14 protein-coding genes and 1 pseudogene are annotated in these 15,428 nt (G+C 66.6%); 11 read left to right on the forward strand and 4 right to left on the reverse strand.

Features of this window, described 5'->3' with window-relative positions:
• The first annotated feature begins 48 nt into the window (after positions 1-48).
• From B7X32_RS09905 to B7X32_RS09940, 8 genes are all read left to right on the forward strand, one after another.
• A complete protein-coding gene (locus B7X32_RS09905; protein ID WP_292719022.1) occupies positions 49-963 on the forward strand; it encodes a sugar ABC transporter permease in 915 nt (304 codons plus the stop codon).
• A complete protein-coding gene (locus B7X32_RS09910; protein ID WP_292719024.1) occupies positions 960-1,826 on the forward strand; it encodes a carbohydrate ABC transporter permease in 867 nt (288 codons plus the stop codon). The genes B7X32_RS09905 and B7X32_RS09910 overlap by 4 nt, the downstream gene beginning before the upstream one ends.
• 309 nt (positions 1,827-2,135) lie before the next feature.
• Positions 2,136-4,829 (forward strand): hypothetical protein, encoded by a 2,694-nt coding sequence (locus B7X32_RS09915; protein ID WP_292719026.1) that lies wholly within the window; start codon positions 2,136-2,138, stop codon positions 4,827-4,829.
• Positions 4,830-5,915, forward strand: a complete 1,086-nt coding sequence (locus tag B7X32_RS09920) for a glycoside hydrolase family 88 protein (RefSeq protein WP_292719028.1) — start codon at positions 4,830-4,832, stop codon at positions 5,913-5,915.
• Entirely contained in the window at positions 5,912-6,748 is an 837-nt protein-coding gene (gene kduI / locus B7X32_RS09925; RefSeq protein ID WP_292719030.1) for a 5-dehydro-4-deoxy-D-glucuronate isomerase, read from the forward strand. The genes B7X32_RS09920 and kduI overlap by 4 nt, the downstream gene beginning before the upstream one ends.
• Positions 6,749-6,761: 13 nt before the next feature.
• On the forward strand, positions 6,762-7,532 hold the full coding sequence (locus B7X32_RS09930) for an IclR family transcriptional regulator (protein ID WP_292719032.1): 771 nt from the start codon (positions 6,762-6,764) through the stop codon (positions 7,530-7,532).
• A 113-nt stretch (positions 7,533-7,645) separates the two neighbouring features.
• Positions 7,646-8,293 carry a bifunctional 4-hydroxy-2-oxoglutarate aldolase/2-dehydro-3-deoxy-phosphogluconate aldolase gene (locus B7X32_RS09935; RefSeq protein ID WP_292719034.1) on the forward strand — a complete coding sequence of 216 codons (648 nt, stop codon included), beginning with the start codon at positions 7,646-7,648 and terminating at the stop codon, positions 8,291-8,293.
• Complete coding sequence (locus B7X32_RS09940; RefSeq protein WP_292719036.1) at positions 8,290-9,255, forward strand: sugar kinase; 966 nt, start codon at positions 8,290-8,292, stop codon at positions 9,253-9,255. Before B7X32_RS09935 ends, B7X32_RS09940 begins: the two co-directional genes overlap by 4 nt.
• Before the next feature lie 9 nt (positions 9,256-9,264).
• On the opposite strand, the pseudogene B7X32_RS09945 reads toward B7X32_RS09940, so the two are convergent.
• A pseudogene (locus tag B7X32_RS09945) lies at positions 9,265-9,390 on the reverse strand (flavin-dependent oxidoreductase); the annotation flags it as partial.
• Between the two features lie 25 nt (positions 9,391-9,415).
• Between B7X32_RS09945 and B7X32_RS09950 the strand changes: the two are divergent.
• Positions 9,416-10,930: a recombinase family protein gene (locus B7X32_RS09950; RefSeq protein WP_292719038.1), complete on the forward strand. Its 1,515-nt coding sequence runs from the start codon at positions 9,416-9,418 to the stop codon at positions 10,928-10,930.
• Between the two features lie 104 nt (positions 10,931-11,034).
• Here B7X32_RS09950 and B7X32_RS09955 read toward each other — a convergent pair whose 3' ends face one another.
• The 3 genes from B7X32_RS09955 to B7X32_RS09965 form a co-directional block, all read right to left on the reverse strand.
• Positions 11,035-11,850, reverse strand: a complete 816-nt coding sequence (locus B7X32_RS09955) for a restriction endonuclease (RefSeq protein ID WP_292719039.1) — start codon at positions 11,848-11,850, stop codon at positions 11,035-11,037.
• Between the two features lie 170 nt (positions 11,851-12,020).
• Complete coding sequence (locus B7X32_RS09960; RefSeq protein WP_292719041.1) at positions 12,021-12,938, reverse strand: recombinase family protein; 918 nt, start codon at positions 12,936-12,938, stop codon at positions 12,021-12,023.
• A gap of 2 nt (positions 12,939-12,940) precedes the next feature.
• Positions 12,941-13,564, reverse strand: a complete 624-nt coding sequence (locus tag B7X32_RS09965) for a hypothetical protein (protein WP_292719043.1) — start codon at positions 13,562-13,564, stop codon at positions 12,941-12,943.
• A 212-nt stretch (positions 13,565-13,776) separates the two neighbouring features.
• Between B7X32_RS09965 and B7X32_RS09970 the strand changes: the two genes are divergently transcribed.
• On the forward strand, positions 13,777-14,118 hold the full coding sequence (locus B7X32_RS09970) for a metalloregulator ArsR/SmtB family transcription factor (RefSeq protein WP_292719045.1): 342 nt from the start codon (positions 13,777-13,779) through the stop codon (positions 14,116-14,118).
• A gap of 26 nt (positions 14,119-14,144) precedes the next feature.
• Entirely contained in the window at positions 14,145-15,392 is a 1,248-nt protein-coding gene (locus tag B7X32_RS09975) for an MFS transporter (protein WP_292719047.1), read from the forward strand.
• The last annotated feature ends 36 nt before the right edge of the window (positions 15,393-15,428 follow it).

The raw sequence follows: 15,428 nt of genomic DNA on the forward strand, positions 1-15,428 counted from the left end.
GAAGGACCTCTCCACCAAGATCGACCAGCTGGTCGCGGAGACGAAGCAATGACGACCGTCGCCATCCCGCTTGCGCTCAACCGGCGCAAGCGGGCCCCCTGGGGGCTCCGCCTCGCGCCGTACCTCTTCCTCTTCCCGAACATGCTCATCTTCGGCATGTTCACCGTCTGGCCGGCGCTCAACGGATTCAACATGTCGCTGTACGCCTCCAGCAACGGCCGCACGTTCAAGGCGGTCGGGCTGGGGAACTACACGACCATCCTCAGCGACGCGCAGTTCTGGTCCGTCGCCCGCAACACGGTCGTCTACGCGGTCGCGTTCGTGGTGCTGTCGACCGCGCTGGGCATCGGACTCGCGGTGCTGATCGAGGCGCAGAAGCGCTTCAAGGTCTTCTTCCGCAGCGTCTTCTTCATCCCCGTGCTCATCTCCCCGGTCGTCGTGGGCCTGGTCTGGGGATGGATGCTGGAGCGCAAGAGCGGCGCGGTCAACACCTGGCTGAGCTGGATCGGGATCGGCGAGGTCCCGTGGCTGGTCGACAACACCTGGGCGATGATCTCGATCGTCGCCGTCGGGATCTGGATGCAGGTCGGCTTCTACATGCTGATCCTCCTCGCCGGACTCCAGGCGATCGACCCCACCCTGTACGAGGCGGCCAGGATGGACGGCGCCTCGGCCTGGACGCAGTTCCGCTCGATCACGCTCCCGATGCTGCAGCCGAGCATCGTCGTGGTCGTCGTGCTGGCCACGATCCACGGGTTCCAGTCCTTCGACTTCATCTACACCCTCACCGGCGGCGGCCCCGTCGGCGCCACGATGCTGATCGTGCAGTACATCTACGAGAACGGCTTCCAGTCGCCGATCCGCTACGGGATCGCCTCGGCCGGCGGTGTGCTGCTGTTCCTCGTCGTGTTCGTCATCACGATCATCAACTGGCTGATCAGCAGGAAGCGGGAAGCCGTATGAACGCCCAGCCCACCGTGGCGCCCCGGCGCACCTGGACCTCACTCGGCAAGACCCGGCTCTCGGATGCGCTCAGGGTCGTGGTCCTCACCGCCGGTGCCATCGTCGCCCTGATCCCTGTCCTGTGGACGCTGCTCGGCGCGTTCAAGTCCCCGACGGAGCTCGCGGCGCGCCCGCCGACCTTCCTGCCGGAGTCCTGGGCCCTCACCAACTTCACGGAGGCCCTCACCCGCTTCGATTTCACGACCTACCTGCGCAACAGCGTCGTGGTCACGATCGCGGCGACGGTCATCACGCTCGCGATCAATTCGATGGCGGCCTATGCGCTGGCGAAGTACAACTTCCGCGGCAAGACGTTCCTCTTCGTCCTCACCCTCGCGACGATCATGATCCCGCTGCAGGTGATCCTGATCCCCGTCTATCAGGTGGTGGCGGGCCTGGGACTGGTGAACACCCTGTGGGGCATGATCATCCCCGCGGCGGCGACCCCGACCGGGGTGTTCCTGCTCCGTCAGTACATGCTGAGCATCCCGGACGAGCTGATCGAGGCCGCCCGCGTCGACGGATCCGGCGAGTTCCGCACGTTCCTGCGGATCGTGCTCCCGCTGTGCACGCCGGCACTCGCGGTGGTGGCCATCTTCTCCGTGATGTGGCGGTGGAACGACTTCCTCTGGCCCCTGATCGTGGCTCAGAGCTCGGATGTGTACACGCTTCCGGTCGCGCTCGCGCGCTTCAACGCGGAGGAGACGGTGCCGTTCAACCTCATCCTCGCGATGAGCGTCGTCTCGATCATTCCCGTCGTCATCATCTATCTCTTCTTCCAACGGCAGATCGCGACCGGCATCGCCAACACCGGTGGCAAGTAGCCCCGCCCGCACAGCGGGCGGCCCAGGCATCGCGCGCCCCGAGTTTCTGACCTTTCCCGGGCTCGCGCGATGAACGGTGGTGGCGGACCGGACGGCCCGCCACCACCAGCAAACGGATCGACAGCACAGACATCGAAAGACCAGGACCCATGGACGCATACGTCACCACCGTGGAGCCGGCCCCCTGTCCGCACTGCGGAGGACGACTCGGGGCCGACGGCCGAACCCTCCGGCCGGGCGCCTACACGGCCAGCGACCTGTCCCCCACCGCCACCGACGAGAACCGAGCAACGAGGACCCCTTCTTCACATGACTGACACGGACGCGACCGGACGCACCGTCCATCTCACCGATGCCGAGGGAACCGTGCGGGACTGGCTCGTCTCTCCCGCCTGGGCCGTCCCCTGCACCGACCTCGACGCCTTCCTCGATCCCACGGGCGAGCCCTGGGGCGACGGACGCTGGGTCCTCACGAACGGGCCCGACGTCGCGTCGCTCAAGGAGCGGCTGCTCGCGGCGCACCGGATCGACGCCGCGCAGGAATTGCCGGTGCCGTCGGAGGGCGGCGCCGTCCGGTGGAACGCGTTCGACGCGGATCACGAGGCCCGCTGGACCAGGATGCACACCGGGTGGGACGGCTTCCTGGACTGGTCGGCGTTCTGCTTCACCCCCGAGTACCGCGCCTCGCTCGCCACGACGGTGATCGAGGTCGACCAGGCCGAGTGGCGCACGCTCGAAGTGCACACGACCGGGCCGTTCGTGCTCTGGCTCGACGGCGAGGTCGTGCTGCAGGGCGGCACCGTCTCGTACATGGAGCCTGAGGTCCACAGCGTGCGGGTCCGGATCCCGTCCCGCACCTCGCTCGTGCACCTGGCGACGTGGCAGGTCGCGTTCCGCGAGTGCCGCCACATCGCCCGGCTGCGGGTGATCGGACTGCCGGTGCGGATCGTGCTCCCCTCACCCGGTGCGGACGAGTCGGCCGCCCGCCTCGCGGAGACCGTGCTCACCCGGATCGGATCGACCTCCTGGGCGCTGACCGAGGATCGCGCCCGGCTGACCGGTCCCGCCGACGTCGCCCTGCGGGTCCGCGTCGGCGACCAGGGCTGGCAGCGGGTCCGCACCGATTCCGCCGGGATCGCGGAGTACTCGCTGTCCGGCGCCGAGGAGGAGCAGGACGAGGGCGCCGACGTCGCGCGCTCCGCCGGCGCTTCGATGCTGAGCTCCGGCGAGTCCGTGGTCGAGGTCGGCATCGACGACCCCCGCTGCCCGCAGACCGTGAAGCTCCGGGTCGCGCGGCTGCCGGAGGCCAGCACCGAGCACGCGGCCGGTTCCCCCGAAGACTGGCGCCGAGACATCCTGACCCATATCGGCGGCAGCGGGCGTGAGACCGGCGTCGCCGGCGTGCTCTCCCGGCATTCCCTGGACGGCACCACGCGCGTGACGGCGGAGGATCTCTCATCGGCACTGCACCGCGTCCTCACCCGCGGCGACTGCGCCGACTTCGAGATCGTGGCGCTGCTGTTCGCCTGGCGCTGGATCCCGGACGAGAACTGGGATCCGGGTCTGCGCGACACGGTCCGCGACGCGCTGACCGGGATGAAGTACTGGATCACCCAGCCCGGCCTGGACGCGATGTGCTACTTCACCGAGAACCACCAGCTGGTCTGGCACGTCGCCCAGGCCCTCGCCGGCCAGACGTTCGGCGACGACGTGTTCGGCGTGGACGGCCGCACCGGATCCGTACACGCCGCGGAGGGCAGGGCGCGCGCCGCCGCGTGGATCACCCGCAAGCTCCAGGGCGGCTTCAGCGAATTCGACTCCAACGCCTACCTCGCGATCGACTCCTACGCGCTGGCCGCTCTCGTGGAGCTGTGCGACGACGAGAACCTCGTTCACGCGGCGCGGACCCTGCTGGATAAGATCCTCGTCACCCTCGCGTCGAACTCCTGGCACGGGATCCACGGCGCCGCGCACGGCCGGTCGTACGTGCACACGCTGCGCAGCAGCCGTTTCGAGGAGACCTCGCCGATCCTCCGCCTCATCGGCGGGGTCGGCACGCTCAACGACGCGGTGCTTCCCGTCACCGCCCTCGCGCTGGCCCGCTCCTACGAGATCCCGGACGTCGTCCGTGCGCTCGTGACGGAGATCCCGGAGGAGTGGGAGGGCCGTCAGGTCTATCGCGGCAGACTCGCGTTCGAACGCGATCTGCTCGAGCGTCCATACCGCTCCGATCTGCGGATCCACCGCACACCGGATGCCATGGTCGCGAGCGTCCAGGACTACCGCACCGGGCTCCCCGGGCTGCAGGAGCACCTGTGGGGAGTGACCCTGGGGCGCGAGCTCCAGGTCTTCGTCACCCATCCGGCGAACGCCGACACGGGGTCCAGCGCACGCCCCAACGGCTGGGTCGGTCATCGTGTGCTCGGCCGCGTGCAGCAGCACGGCAACGCCGTCGTGCACCTTCAGCGCTTCACCTCGAGCGATCCGGTCCGGCACACGCACCTGTGGTTCCCCGTCGCGCAGTTCGACGAGGTGGTCCTCTCCGGGGACTGGATCCTGGGGCGCCGCGGCGACGGCTACGTCGCGGTGGCGACGCCGGGCGGCGTGCGCCGGGTCGACACGGGAGACACCGCGCATCAGGAATGGCTGCCCGCTCGCGGCGGCGCCGCGTGGGTGGCCCTCTCCGGGCGGCGCGCCGTCGACGGCGCCTTCTCGGACTGGGTGACACGGATCGCCGCGTCGACGCCCGACTGGGGAGACGGCGACAGCATCTCCTGGCGGCGCGAGGGCGGCGCCGCGCTGGAGCTCTCCTTCGACGGTCCGTTCCTCGTCGACGGCGTGCCCGCCGGCTTCCGGGACGGACGCCCCGAGGAGGATCCGCATCTGTCGAATCCCGCCCTGACGCTGGGGTTCGGCGAGGAACGCGCCACCGTCGCCTGGGGCGGCGCGGAGCTGGTCCTCGACATCGCCGGTGCGATCGCCGCGGCAGAGGCGGTGAGCTGAGTGGCCGGTGAAGACCTCTCCTCCTCCGAGCTCGCCGAACCGCCGCTCCCGCCGCTGACCCGCGAGGGTTTCGCCGACGTGCAGCACGGCCTCGAGGACGCGGTCCGCGAGGCGACCCGACGTCAGGGGATCTCTCGCTGGTTCTGGGGCGAGGGCGTGTGCCTGCTCGCGCTGGTCCGGCTGTCGCGTGCCCGCGGAGAGCAGGATCCGGCGGAGGTCGCCGCGTTCATGGATTCGTTCCGCGCCGCCCCGCCGGTACTGGAGCACGTGAACAACCTCGCGCCGGGCGCCGCTCTCGCGGAGCTGCACCGTCGCGATCCCCGCCCCGAGTATCGGAGCCTGCTGGATGCGTGCCTCGCCTGGTACGAGACGGCGCCCGAGGCGACGAGAGACGCCGGGGGCGCGCTGGAGCACTGGCCGGGGGGCGTCTGGGCCGACACCGTGTACATGGCGGGGCAGTTCCTGCTGCGCGCCGGCACCGCACTGGAGCGCCAGGATCTGGTCTCCGAGGCCGAGCGGCAATGGATCGCCCACGCCGAGCTGCTCCAGGACGAGGCGACGGGGCTGCTCGCGCACGGCACGCACCAGGGCGTCCGGATCCCCTGTCACTGGGGACGCGCGAACGCCTGGTTCGCCCTGTCCGGGGCCGACATCCTCGCCGTCACGGGATCCCCCGAGGTGCGTCAGCGCCTCACCCTGCTGCTCGAGAGCGCCGCGCGCCGCCAGCCCGAGCACGGCGTGTGGGACGTGCTGCTCGACGACGCCGCGGAGACCCGCGGGATCCTTGAGACCTCCGCCGCCGCGGGACTGGGCGCGGCCCTCCTCCGCACGGCGGCGCTCAGCGAGGACGAGGCCGTCCGCGGCCGGCTGGCGGCCGCCGGCGAGCGCGCCGTCCTCGGCTCCCTCTCCTACGTCCGGGACGGTCTGCTGACCAGGGTCAGCGCAGGCACCATCCTGCAGCTGATCCCGTTCGGATACTCCGTCATCCGCGACGACCGCCCTCAGCCCTGGGGACAGGGGCTGACCATGGAAGCACTCGCCGCCTGGCGAGAGACCGCCCACCTCAGGAAGGAAATCCCCGCATGACCGTTCGCACCCGCTATGCGCACAGCCCCGAGGCCGTCGCGGAGATGGGCACCGCGCAGCTGCGCGACGCTTTCCTCGACGGCGACCTGTTCCGGCCGGGAGAGGCCAGGGGCACCTATCTGCACGCGGACCGGATCCTCGCGTTCGGCGTCGTCCCGCTGGCCGCACCGATCACGCTGCCGACCCCGGACGAAGTCCGCGCCGAGTTCGTGCTGCAGCGCCGCGAGGCCGGAATACTCAACATCGGCGGTCCGGGAGCGGTCACCGCGGACGGCGTCGAGTACCCGCTCGCGCACACCGAGGCGCTCTACCTCGGCCGCGGGACGCGGGACGTGTCGTTCACGTCGGAGGATCCGGAGAACCCGGCCGCGTTCTACGTGTTCACCGCCGTCGTGCACCAGACCCAGCCGAATGTGCGCATCACCCGCGACGAGATGAACGTGGTCGAGCTCGGCTCCCCCGACACGGCGAACAGCCGCACCCTCAACCAGTGCATCATCGAGGGACGCACGGCGAGCGCGAGCATCGCCTTCGGCTTCACCACGGTGCATCGCGGCAGCACCTGGAACACGATGCCGCCGCACACCCACGACCGGCGCACGGAGTGCTATCTGTACTTCGACCTGGATCCCTCAGACCGGGTCTTCCACATGATGGGGCAGGTCGACGAGAGCCGTCATCTGGTCGTCGCCGATCGCGACTTCGTCGTCTCGCCGAGCTGGTCGATGCACTTCGGCGCCGGGACGGGTCCGTACAGCTTCGTCTGGGCCACAGCGGGCGAGAACGCCGCCTACGACGACATGGACCACGTCCGCGTGGTCGACATCCGGTGACAGAATTCTGCTCATGGCCGCGCCCGACATGACTCCCTCCCCCTCGCAGCTCTCCGCCCTGCTGAAGGGTCTCTCCGTGCTCGAGGCGGTCATGTCGAACGACCGCCTCTCGGACCTGTCGCGCGCGACCGGCCTGTCGTACAGCACGGTGCACCGCATCCTCGCCGACCTCGCGGAGGGCGGCTGGGTGTACCAGGACGAGGATCGCCGCTACCACCCCGGGCGCAAGATGCACGCCATCGCCGGCCTGCTGCGCGACGATGCGGAGATCGTGCGGCAGGCGCGCCCCCACATGGAGCGACTGCGCCAGCGGACGGGGATGACGGTGCACCTCGGCGTCGTCCATGCGGACGAGGTCGTCTACGCCGCGAAACTCGACGGATACGGCTCCTACCGCATGCTCTCCCGGGTGGGCGGCAGCGTGCCGCTGTATTCGACGTCGATCGGCAAGGCGGTGCTCGCGCAGTTCAGCGACGAGGAGGTCCAGCAGATCCTCCAGCGCACCGGCATGCGGCAGATCACCCCGGGGACGCACCGCACGCTCGGCTCCCTCCTCGCCGATCTCGACGCGACCCGCAAGCGCGGGTGGGCGATCGACGAGGGCGAGAACGAGGTGGGGCTGCGCTGCGTCGGAGCCAGCATCGTCGACGCCGGAGGACGGGCGTTCGGCGGGGTGAGCGTCTCCGCCCTCGAGTTCGAGATGCCCAACTCGCGCCTCGCCCCTGTCGCGGCGGACGTGACCGAGGCCGCTCGTGAGATCAGCGCCAGCCTCAGCGCCGCCTGACCGACCTGTCCCGTCCCACGCACGATCGCCCGATCGCCCGATCGTGCGTCGATCCGCCCTGCCTTCCCTCGCACCCATCCCCTGTATCCGTCCACCGATCGACCGGAGAGAGCATGCGCACCGCACCGTCCACCGACCTGACCGCATCCGGGGTCGTCGCCGTCCTTCGCGCTCCGAGCGCCGCGGCGTATCTTCCCGTGGTGCAGACCCTCATCGCCTCGGGCGTGACGAGCGTGGAGCTCACCCTGACCACGCCCGGAACCCTCGACGCGCTGCCCGCACTCGTGTCCGCGCTCCCGCACACGGCCGAGATCGGCGTCGGCACGGTGCTGACCGCGGATCACGCCCGGGCCGCGATCGACGGAGGCGCCCGCTTCCTGGTGACTCCGGCGATCAAGCCCGATGTCATCCGTGTCGCGGTGGATGCAGGGATCCGCGTCTACCCCGGGGCGATGACCCCGACCGAGGTCGAGGCCGGGTGGGATCTCGGCGCCACCGCGGTCAAGGTCTTCCCCGCCCAGACGCTCGGCCCCGACTATCTGCGCCACCTCCATGGTCCGTTCCCGCACATCCCGCTGCTGCCATCGGGCGGCATCGACCTCGCCGCGATCCCCTCCTGGATCGAGGCCGGCGCGATCGCCGTCAGCCTCGGCGGCCCCCTGCTCGGAGCCGTGTTCCGGGATCAGGACGCCGACGCGCTGGCCCTCCGCTGCCGCGCCGCTCTGCGGGCGGTCTCCGATGCTCGCGGGGTGCGGAGGTGAACGGCTCCTCCGAGGCTCGCGGGCGCCGAGCGGTCGTCACGTTCGGCGAGACGATGGGCCTTGCGGCGAATGAGACGCCCGGCAGCATCGTCACCGCCCGCGCGCACACCCTGAGCTTCGGGGGCGCGGACAGCAACGTCGCCATCGCGCTGTCCCGCCTCGGGATCCCCGCGATCTGGATCAGCCGGCTGGGGATCGATCCGTTCGGCGACCTGATCGAGCGCGAGTTGCGTGCGGAGGGCGTCGAGGTGCGCGCCACCCGGGATCGGGAGCATCCCACCGGCTTCATGCTCAAGCAGCGCCGCACAACGTACACCGCGACCGTGAGCTACTGGCGGCGCAACAGCGCCGCGTCGTTCCTCTCGGCGTCTGACCTCCCGGACGACGTGCTCCGGGACGCGGCGATGCTGCACGTGACCGGCATCACCCCCGGACTCTCCGAGTCCGCGCAGGCGGCGACCTTCGACGCGATCGCCCGCGCCCGCGCGGCCGGGGTCACCGTGTCCTTCGACGTGAACCATCGTGACGGTGTGTGGTCCCGCGAGACCGCGTCCCCCGTCTACCGACGGATCGCGGAGGCGGCGGACATCGTCTTCGCGGGCGTGGAGGAGGCCGCACTGCTGGTCGCAGCGCCCGACGGCGGACTCGAATCCGCCGTCTCGGCCCTCGGCCCCGACCAGGTCGTCATCAAACGGGGCGCCGACGGCGCCACCGCGCTGATCGACGGCGCCCTCCTGCAGCAGGAAGCGGTGCCCGTGGAGGTCGTCGACACCGTGGGCGCCGGGGATGCCTTCGTCGCGGGGTATCTGGCGGCGTTCCTCGAGGGCGCGGATCCGCGCGGGAGACTGCTGCAGGCGGTCACCACCGGAGCGCTGGCGTGCACCTCCCGAGGAGACTGGGAGGGCTCCCCGAACCGCGCCGACCTCCTGTCGCAGGGAGCGACGGAAGGCGTGGCGCGCTGACCGACCGGATCAGTCGACCGGGTCGCCCTGCACCGGTCCCTCGGTGTTCGGCTCCCAGCCCAGCGCCGGCGCCACGTGCTCGGCGAACGCCTGCAGCACGTGCAGGTTGTATTCGGGGCCGAGCTGGTTCGGGATTCCTTGTGATGTACAATCGCGAATCATGGCGACACAGCGCAGGATTCCAGTCACAGCAGCGGCGATCTACACGAGGATCAGCCGGGACGCTGAGGGAGACAAGGTTGGAGTCCAGCGCCAAGAGAAGGATTGCCGCGACCTCGCAGACAGGCTAGGTCTCAATGTTGTTGGGGTCTACACCGACAACGACATTGGAGCATCCACCCGAACCGGGAACAAGCCCCGCCCTCGCTATCAAGAGATGCTGTCGGCTATCCGAGATGGTCTCATTGGGACTGTCATCGCCTACTCGAACTCTCGACTCACGAGGCGCCCGCTCGAATGGATCGAGCTGATCAGCCTTGCCGAGTCCGGTGCCTTGGAGATCAAGACCGTAGTATCTGGCAGCCACGACCTCACCACTGCTGACGGTCGAGCAGTTGCCCTCACCGTTGCTGCTTGGGATGCAGCCGAAGCGGATCGAATCTCAGAGCGCCAGAAGGCCTCCTTCCACCATCGAGCACTTAAGGGAGAGCCGAAGCTCCAGCGACAGCGGCCCTTCGGTTGGAAGGCGGACGGAGTGACACTCGAACCCGAGGAGGCCGCACGAATCCGGAGTGCGGTGGAAGAGCTGATCCAAGGAGCCACGATCACCGCCGTAGCCCGGCGCTGGGAAGAAGAAGGAGTGCTCACCGCCGCCGGGGGTTCGAAGTGGGAGCACTCAGTGCTTAAGAAGGTACTCGTCGGCTGGAGGACGGCAGGGGTCAGAACCTACCACCGGGAACCGCTCTTCGACTTGGAGGGGCAGCCGGTCAGGGGAACCTGGGAACCGATCATCACCCTGGAGGAAAGACGACAAGCGCTCCGTGCTCTCCAAGTCCACGCTCGTGTAAAAAAGCGTCAGGGCACTTGGCCCCTGGCTGGGTTACTTCGATGTGGCTCCTGCGCCAAACCTCTATACGGACAGACGCCGAGCGGAACCAGACCGAGAGCGATCTACGCCTGCAAGAAGGGCCATGTCGGGATCTCCGCGGGGCTTCTGGAACAGCATGCCATCGAGCGAATGTTCACGGAAGTCTACAAGCGGGAGAGCGAGGGGTATTTCTCCAAGCAGAGCGATCGGTCCCCCGAACCGAACCCGGAAGACCTTAAGCGGATTGACGAGATCACGGATCAGATCAGTGAGCTCATGGAGGGCTACCGGACAAAGACCCTGCCCGCAGCCATCGCCTTTGCGGAGGTGGATCGGCTCTACGACGAGCGAGACAAGCTCCAGCGGCAGGTCGATGCAGACAGCACGCGACCAACGAAGCCCATCATGGGCTTTTCCGAGACTGAGCCAGCCGAAGAGTTGATCAAGTATTACCAGGACAGCACCCGTCGTCCTCCCGCTGACCCGGCCAGCTCAGATCAGCAAGAACAGCCCATCCCCCTCCAACAGGGAACCATCGATCAGATGAATCATCTGCTCGGGCTGATGATCGACACGGTGGTCGTATACAAGGCAGCGCCAGGCCGACGGAAGATTGAGGCTAGGACTCATTTCATCTGGGTGGACTGACATGCAGGGCCGCGCGGTTCTCAGCCCGTCAGGCCGCAGACGGTGAGCATGTGCGCAGCGACTGAGTGACAGTCTGAGATCACAGCCTGTGGACGCTCAGGGCATCAACTGTCGAGGTTATGCCAGTCGTCTCCAAGCACCCAGCGCACAGCAGAGATCCTGCCTGAGAGGTAGGCCCAGGCCCAGTCCGTCTCGACATCTTCGGCCAGCGACTCGACTCCATACTGTTCTTCAACTCGACGCTTCTCGGCAAGCATCCCGGCCTTGATGTCTTCGGGCCAGTCCTTCATGGCGGCCTCATCGTCATCGGCAGGCTTCCGCCCGTACCAGAGCCGATCCATCAGCTCCGACTCCACAGCCAGGATCTCTGACACTCGTCTCAGGGTGCTCGTGCCCACATCGTGCTTGAAGGCCAGATCGAGATTCTTCTCGACTAGCCGAAGGAGCTGGGGTTTCTCCCAGACCCTGATACGGAACGGCGGACGGTTGGTGCGCTCGTACTCAGCGATCCAGTCCTTGGCCCCGTTGGTGAGGTAGCCGGAAGCGATGAACAGCACAACAGCGGGTCGGTCAGCGTTAGCCCAGGCAAGAGTGCCCTGGAGAGCATCGGGCGGAACTCCACGCTTGTAGTGCTTGCAGTCGATAAACCAGCGCTCCTCATACTCGTGGCCGTCGATGTCCCTGAGGGTCTTGCGGGCTGTGATGTCCCGGCCACGGTCTGACGGTGAGGCGGCGAGCGGAGTGCCCTTCCGCCAGTCCACATTAGAGAATCCGCTCTCTGAGACGAGATCGAAGCAGAACTCCTCGAAGTCGGTTGGAGACAGCCCCTCGAAGTCCAGCGAGCCGAGAGCGAAGTTGTCGTCAGTCTCCTCAGGATCGGCTTCGGTCTCGTCCGGCTGCTCGTCGGCGTCATTCACCATAGTCCGAGTATAGGAACGCTCGAAGGTCGAACAGAGAAGGCCGGGGATCACGATTCGATCCCCCGGCCTTCCGTTGTGGTCAATGGAACAGAAGCACAAACAACCAGCTCATCCCATCCCGCAGACGGTTGAACCATCGCCAATCGTTCCTCGTGTAGTCCCTCTCCCGCCTACGCATGAGCTGCCTCCTTCGTCAGGTATCGGTAGATGGATGAGCGCAGCACCGTCGAAGCCTTCAGCGCCTTGGGGTAGGCCTCCTCATCGTCGGCAATCTCCTCTGGGATCGCAGCGATTCGAGCAGCGGTGAGATCCTTGGCGATGGCCTCGCAGTCGTCTCCGTGCTGCTCTTTCAGAAGATCGATGAACATGAAGTCAGCTTCCGTCAGCCCAGTCAGCGCGAGGTAGCGGTAGACGATCGGGCGAGATACCGCAGCGTGCTTCTCAGCCCTCTCGCGCTCGGGATCATCCAGGCCTTCGGGGATTGCTGCCAGCCGTTGGGCGGTGATCCCCTCAGCGATGAGCCGGGGATTCGTGTAGTCCTCAAGCTGAGCGAGCCGGTTGATCTCCGCGCAGTCCTCCAGAGTCAGCTTCTCGGGTCTGCCGAGCCTGATCCCCAGCACATGCTTCTTGTAGTGAAGCGACTCCTTCGTGGCTTTGGAGATTCGCTCCCGGTAGTCCTGTGCGCCGAAAGCCTCCATGGCGAGCTGGAATGACTCCATGGCATCTTTCGGAGCATACTTCTGGTAACGAGGCTCCCCGATGACGGTGAAGACACAGCCGTTGGTTGTGTACTGGTTCACCGCCGCGAGGAAGTCGTAGAAGTCCCGGCTGAGTCGGGACCAGCTCACGAGCACGATCTCGATCTTCTGCTTGGGATCGAGCGCTCGCTCGCTGAGTGCAGCCCATTGCTCACTCTTCTTGAGGCTGATGGTTCCGCTCATCTTGTCGCTGTAGATGTTCTCAGTCGGCACACCATAGGTGGAAAGAGCATCGATCTGCTGATCGAGGGTCTGCTCCTTGCGGTCTTCCTTCTTGTCTGTGGAGACTCGTGCCCAGCCGAGCGAGATTAGGTTAGATGACTTCGCCATGGTCAGCCCCTCCTCTCGGCGTCGCGCTTCAAGTACTTGTGGTTATCCCGTGGCACATAGGGGGCGGCTCCCTTGATGAGGCCGAGCACTCGCATGACGGTTCGCTTGCTGACCGCGATGTTGCGGTCTCTCTTCAGTCCGCTGACGATTCGATCCGGACCCCAGTTGTCCTCCTCCCGTCTCGTCCAGATCCAGTCCACATCCGCCTGACTGAGCTTCGGGGTTGGGCCGATGGGAATCTCTCTGCTTCGCGCCGCTGTCGCCGCGCCTCGCTTCTTCCCGGCGATTCCCTCCAGCCACACATCCTCCTCACTGTCGAAAACGCCAAGCCAAAGCCAGCCGATCAGAGTGAACTCCGTTGGACCGAGCACGGTCAGAGATCCTGAGCGCTCCTGGAGCAGCGCCAATCCTTCGATCCTGTCTGCGACCTGGACCCCCCATCGAGACAGGCTGGTGACAACTACCTCGACTGGGTCAGTCTCAGTGGCGACCCTCGTCAGCAGCTCAGCCTTCGAGTTGTAGATGTTCTCAGCGCTGACTCCATAGTGGAGAAGCATCTGAGTCTGCTCGTCGACGGTGGGTAGTCTGGTTCTGGCACTCGGTGCTGTTAGTCCTAGCTTGAGCATGTTTTTCTCCTTCGCGGTGCCATCCTTTGGCACCGACGAAAAGTCATATCGGAGCGTGCTCGAACCACGCCGCTCCTGAGCTGTTCGCAACCGTTCGTTTGCGAACAGTTCCTCCCGGCACAACGGGCAGCCGTGATGTCACACACGCGCTCTGCCTTCTAACCTGGGACTGTTAGTATCTGCGTATGAACGCGGATACTAAACTATGCGGCATGGACCCGGCGTCAGAGTATGTCGACCTCGCCGCCGAGGTTCTTGGGCTACTCTCCGATCCAACTCGGATCAGGATCGTGCTCGCCCTCAAGCGCGCCGAGGAGCTGCCCGTCAATGCCTTGGCTGAACTCGTCGGCAAGAAGCCGTCTGGAGTGTCACAGCATCTGGCGAGGCTCCGGATGGCTCGGATGGTGACGACCCGCCAGGAGGGCACAAGCGTGCTCTACAGACTGACCGACGAGCACGCGGTTGCTCTCGTGATAGAGGCCATCAAGCAAGCGGAGCATGCTGTGGCCAACGGTCAGATCCCTCCCCACCACCACAGCCCCAGCAGCAACTAGCTGACCTCCTACCTCAAAGGCCTCAAATGCTCGCCGTCCTCCGGAATCCGACCTACGCCAAGCTCTTCAGCGCCCAGATCATCGCACTGCTCGGCACAGGGCTGCTCACCGTGGCGCTCGGCCTCCTCGCCTTCGACATCGCTGGCGGTGACGCCGGAATCGTGATGGGCGTCGCGATGACCATCAAGATGGTTGCCTATGTCGCAGTCTCTCCGATCACGACCGCGCTTGTCGCTCGGCTACCTCGCAAGGCTGTGCTCATCGGCTCCGACCTAGTCCGCGCTGGCGTAGCCGTGTCACTGCCCTTCGTGACCGAGGCATGGCAGATCTACATCCTGATCTTCCTGCTGCAGTCCGCCTCTGCCACCTTCACGCCCACCTTCCAGGCCGTAATCCCCTCCGTGCTCCCTGATGAGAAGGACTACACCCGCGCCCTGTCGCTTTCGAGGCTGGCCTACGATCTGGAGTCATTGGTGAGCCCGATGCTTGCAGCCGTACTCCTCACTGTGATCAGTTTCCATAACCTCTTCGTCGGCACCGTGGTTGGATTCCTAGCCTCTGCGGTCCTGGTTATCGCATCTCGATTCCCGCTCATTCCTCCTCCCGAGCCGAGCAGGTTCTTCGACAGGCTCACCAAGGGTGCTCGAGTTTTCTGGTCCAATGGCGAACTGCGTGGACTCATGGGGCTGAACCTCGTGGTGGCGACCACCACCGCCATGGTGATCGTGAACACAGTGGTGCTCGTCCAGGGAAACTTGGGTCGGCCACAGACTGATGTGGCATTGCTTCTCGGTACATACGGCGGCGGCTCCATGCTGGTTGCTCTCGGGATGCCCAAGCTGCTGGAGCGGCTTCCGGATCGACGAGTGATGCTCGTCGGCGGAGTCGCGTTGCCTATCCTGCTCCTAGCTGCCACTGGAGTCATCGCCTCGATGGACGGAACCCCACAGTGGATCAGTCTCCTAGCTCTCTGGCTGTTGCTCGGAGCGGCCACCTCCACGATCCTGACTCCGTCGGCTCGGTTGCTCCGCAGGAACAGCAACGAACAGAACCGTCCCGCGGTGTTTGCTGCTCAGTTCTCTCTGTCCCATGCCTGCTTCCTCATCACCTATCCTCTCGCCGGAGCGTTGGGGGCAGTGATCGGACTCCCCGCAGTGGGCCTGGTGCTCGTCGCGCTCGGCGTCGTCGGAGCTGTCGCTACGCTTGCCGCTTGGCGTGGCTCCGCCGATGGACAGGGTTCCAACTCGGTGGTGAATGCTCAGAGCCAGAGCTGAGGCAGCACAAGCAAGGGCCACGATCCTTCAGTGGAT

Origin of the sequence: Microbacterium sp. 13-71-7, assembly GCF_002257455.1 — a bacterium.
Taxonomy (GTDB): Bacteria; Actinomycetota; Actinomycetes; order Actinomycetales; family Microbacteriaceae; genus Microbacterium.

Bases quoted from the DNA above. Each gene is read 5' to 3' on its own strand.
- B7X32_RS09905 (WP_292719022.1), top strand. From the start codon at position 49: ATGACGACCGTCGCCATCCCGCTTGCGCTCAACCGGCGCAAGCGGGCC.
- B7X32_RS09910 (WP_292719024.1), top strand. From the start codon at position 960: ATGAACGCCCAGCCCACCGTGGCGCCCCGGCGCACCTGGACCTCACTC.
- B7X32_RS09915 (WP_292719026.1), top strand. From the start codon at position 2,136: ATGACTGACACGGACGCGACCGGACGCACCGTCCATCTCACCGATGCC.
- kduI (WP_292719030.1), top strand. From the start codon at position 5,912: ATGACCGTTCGCACCCGCTATGCGCACAGCCCCGAGGCCGTCGCGGAG.
- B7X32_RS09930 (WP_292719032.1), top strand. From the start codon at position 6,762: ATGGCCGCGCCCGACATGACTCCCTCCCCCTCGCAGCTCTCCGCCCTG.
- B7X32_RS09935 (WP_292719034.1), top strand. From the start codon at position 7,646: ATGCGCACCGCACCGTCCACCGACCTGACCGCATCCGGGGTCGTCGCC.
- B7X32_RS09950 (WP_292719038.1), top strand. From the start codon at position 9,416: ATGGCGACACAGCGCAGGATTCCAGTCACAGCAGCGGCGATCTACACG.
- B7X32_RS09955 (WP_292719039.1), bottom strand. From the start codon at position 11,850: ATGGTGAATGACGCCGACGAGCAGCCGGACGAGACCGAAGCCGATCCT.
- B7X32_RS09960 (WP_292719041.1), bottom strand. From the start codon at position 12,938: ATGGCGAAGTCATCTAACCTAATCTCGCTCGGCTGGGCACGAGTCTCC.
- B7X32_RS09965 (WP_292719043.1), bottom strand. From the start codon at position 13,564: ATGCTCAAGCTAGGACTAACAGCACCGAGTGCCAGAACCAGACTACCC.
- B7X32_RS09970 (WP_292719045.1), top strand. From the start codon at position 13,777: ATGGACCCGGCGTCAGAGTATGTCGACCTCGCCGCCGAGGTTCTTGGG.
- B7X32_RS09975 (WP_292719047.1), top strand. From the start codon at position 14,145: ATGCTCGCCGTCCTCCGGAATCCGACCTACGCCAAGCTCTTCAGCGCC.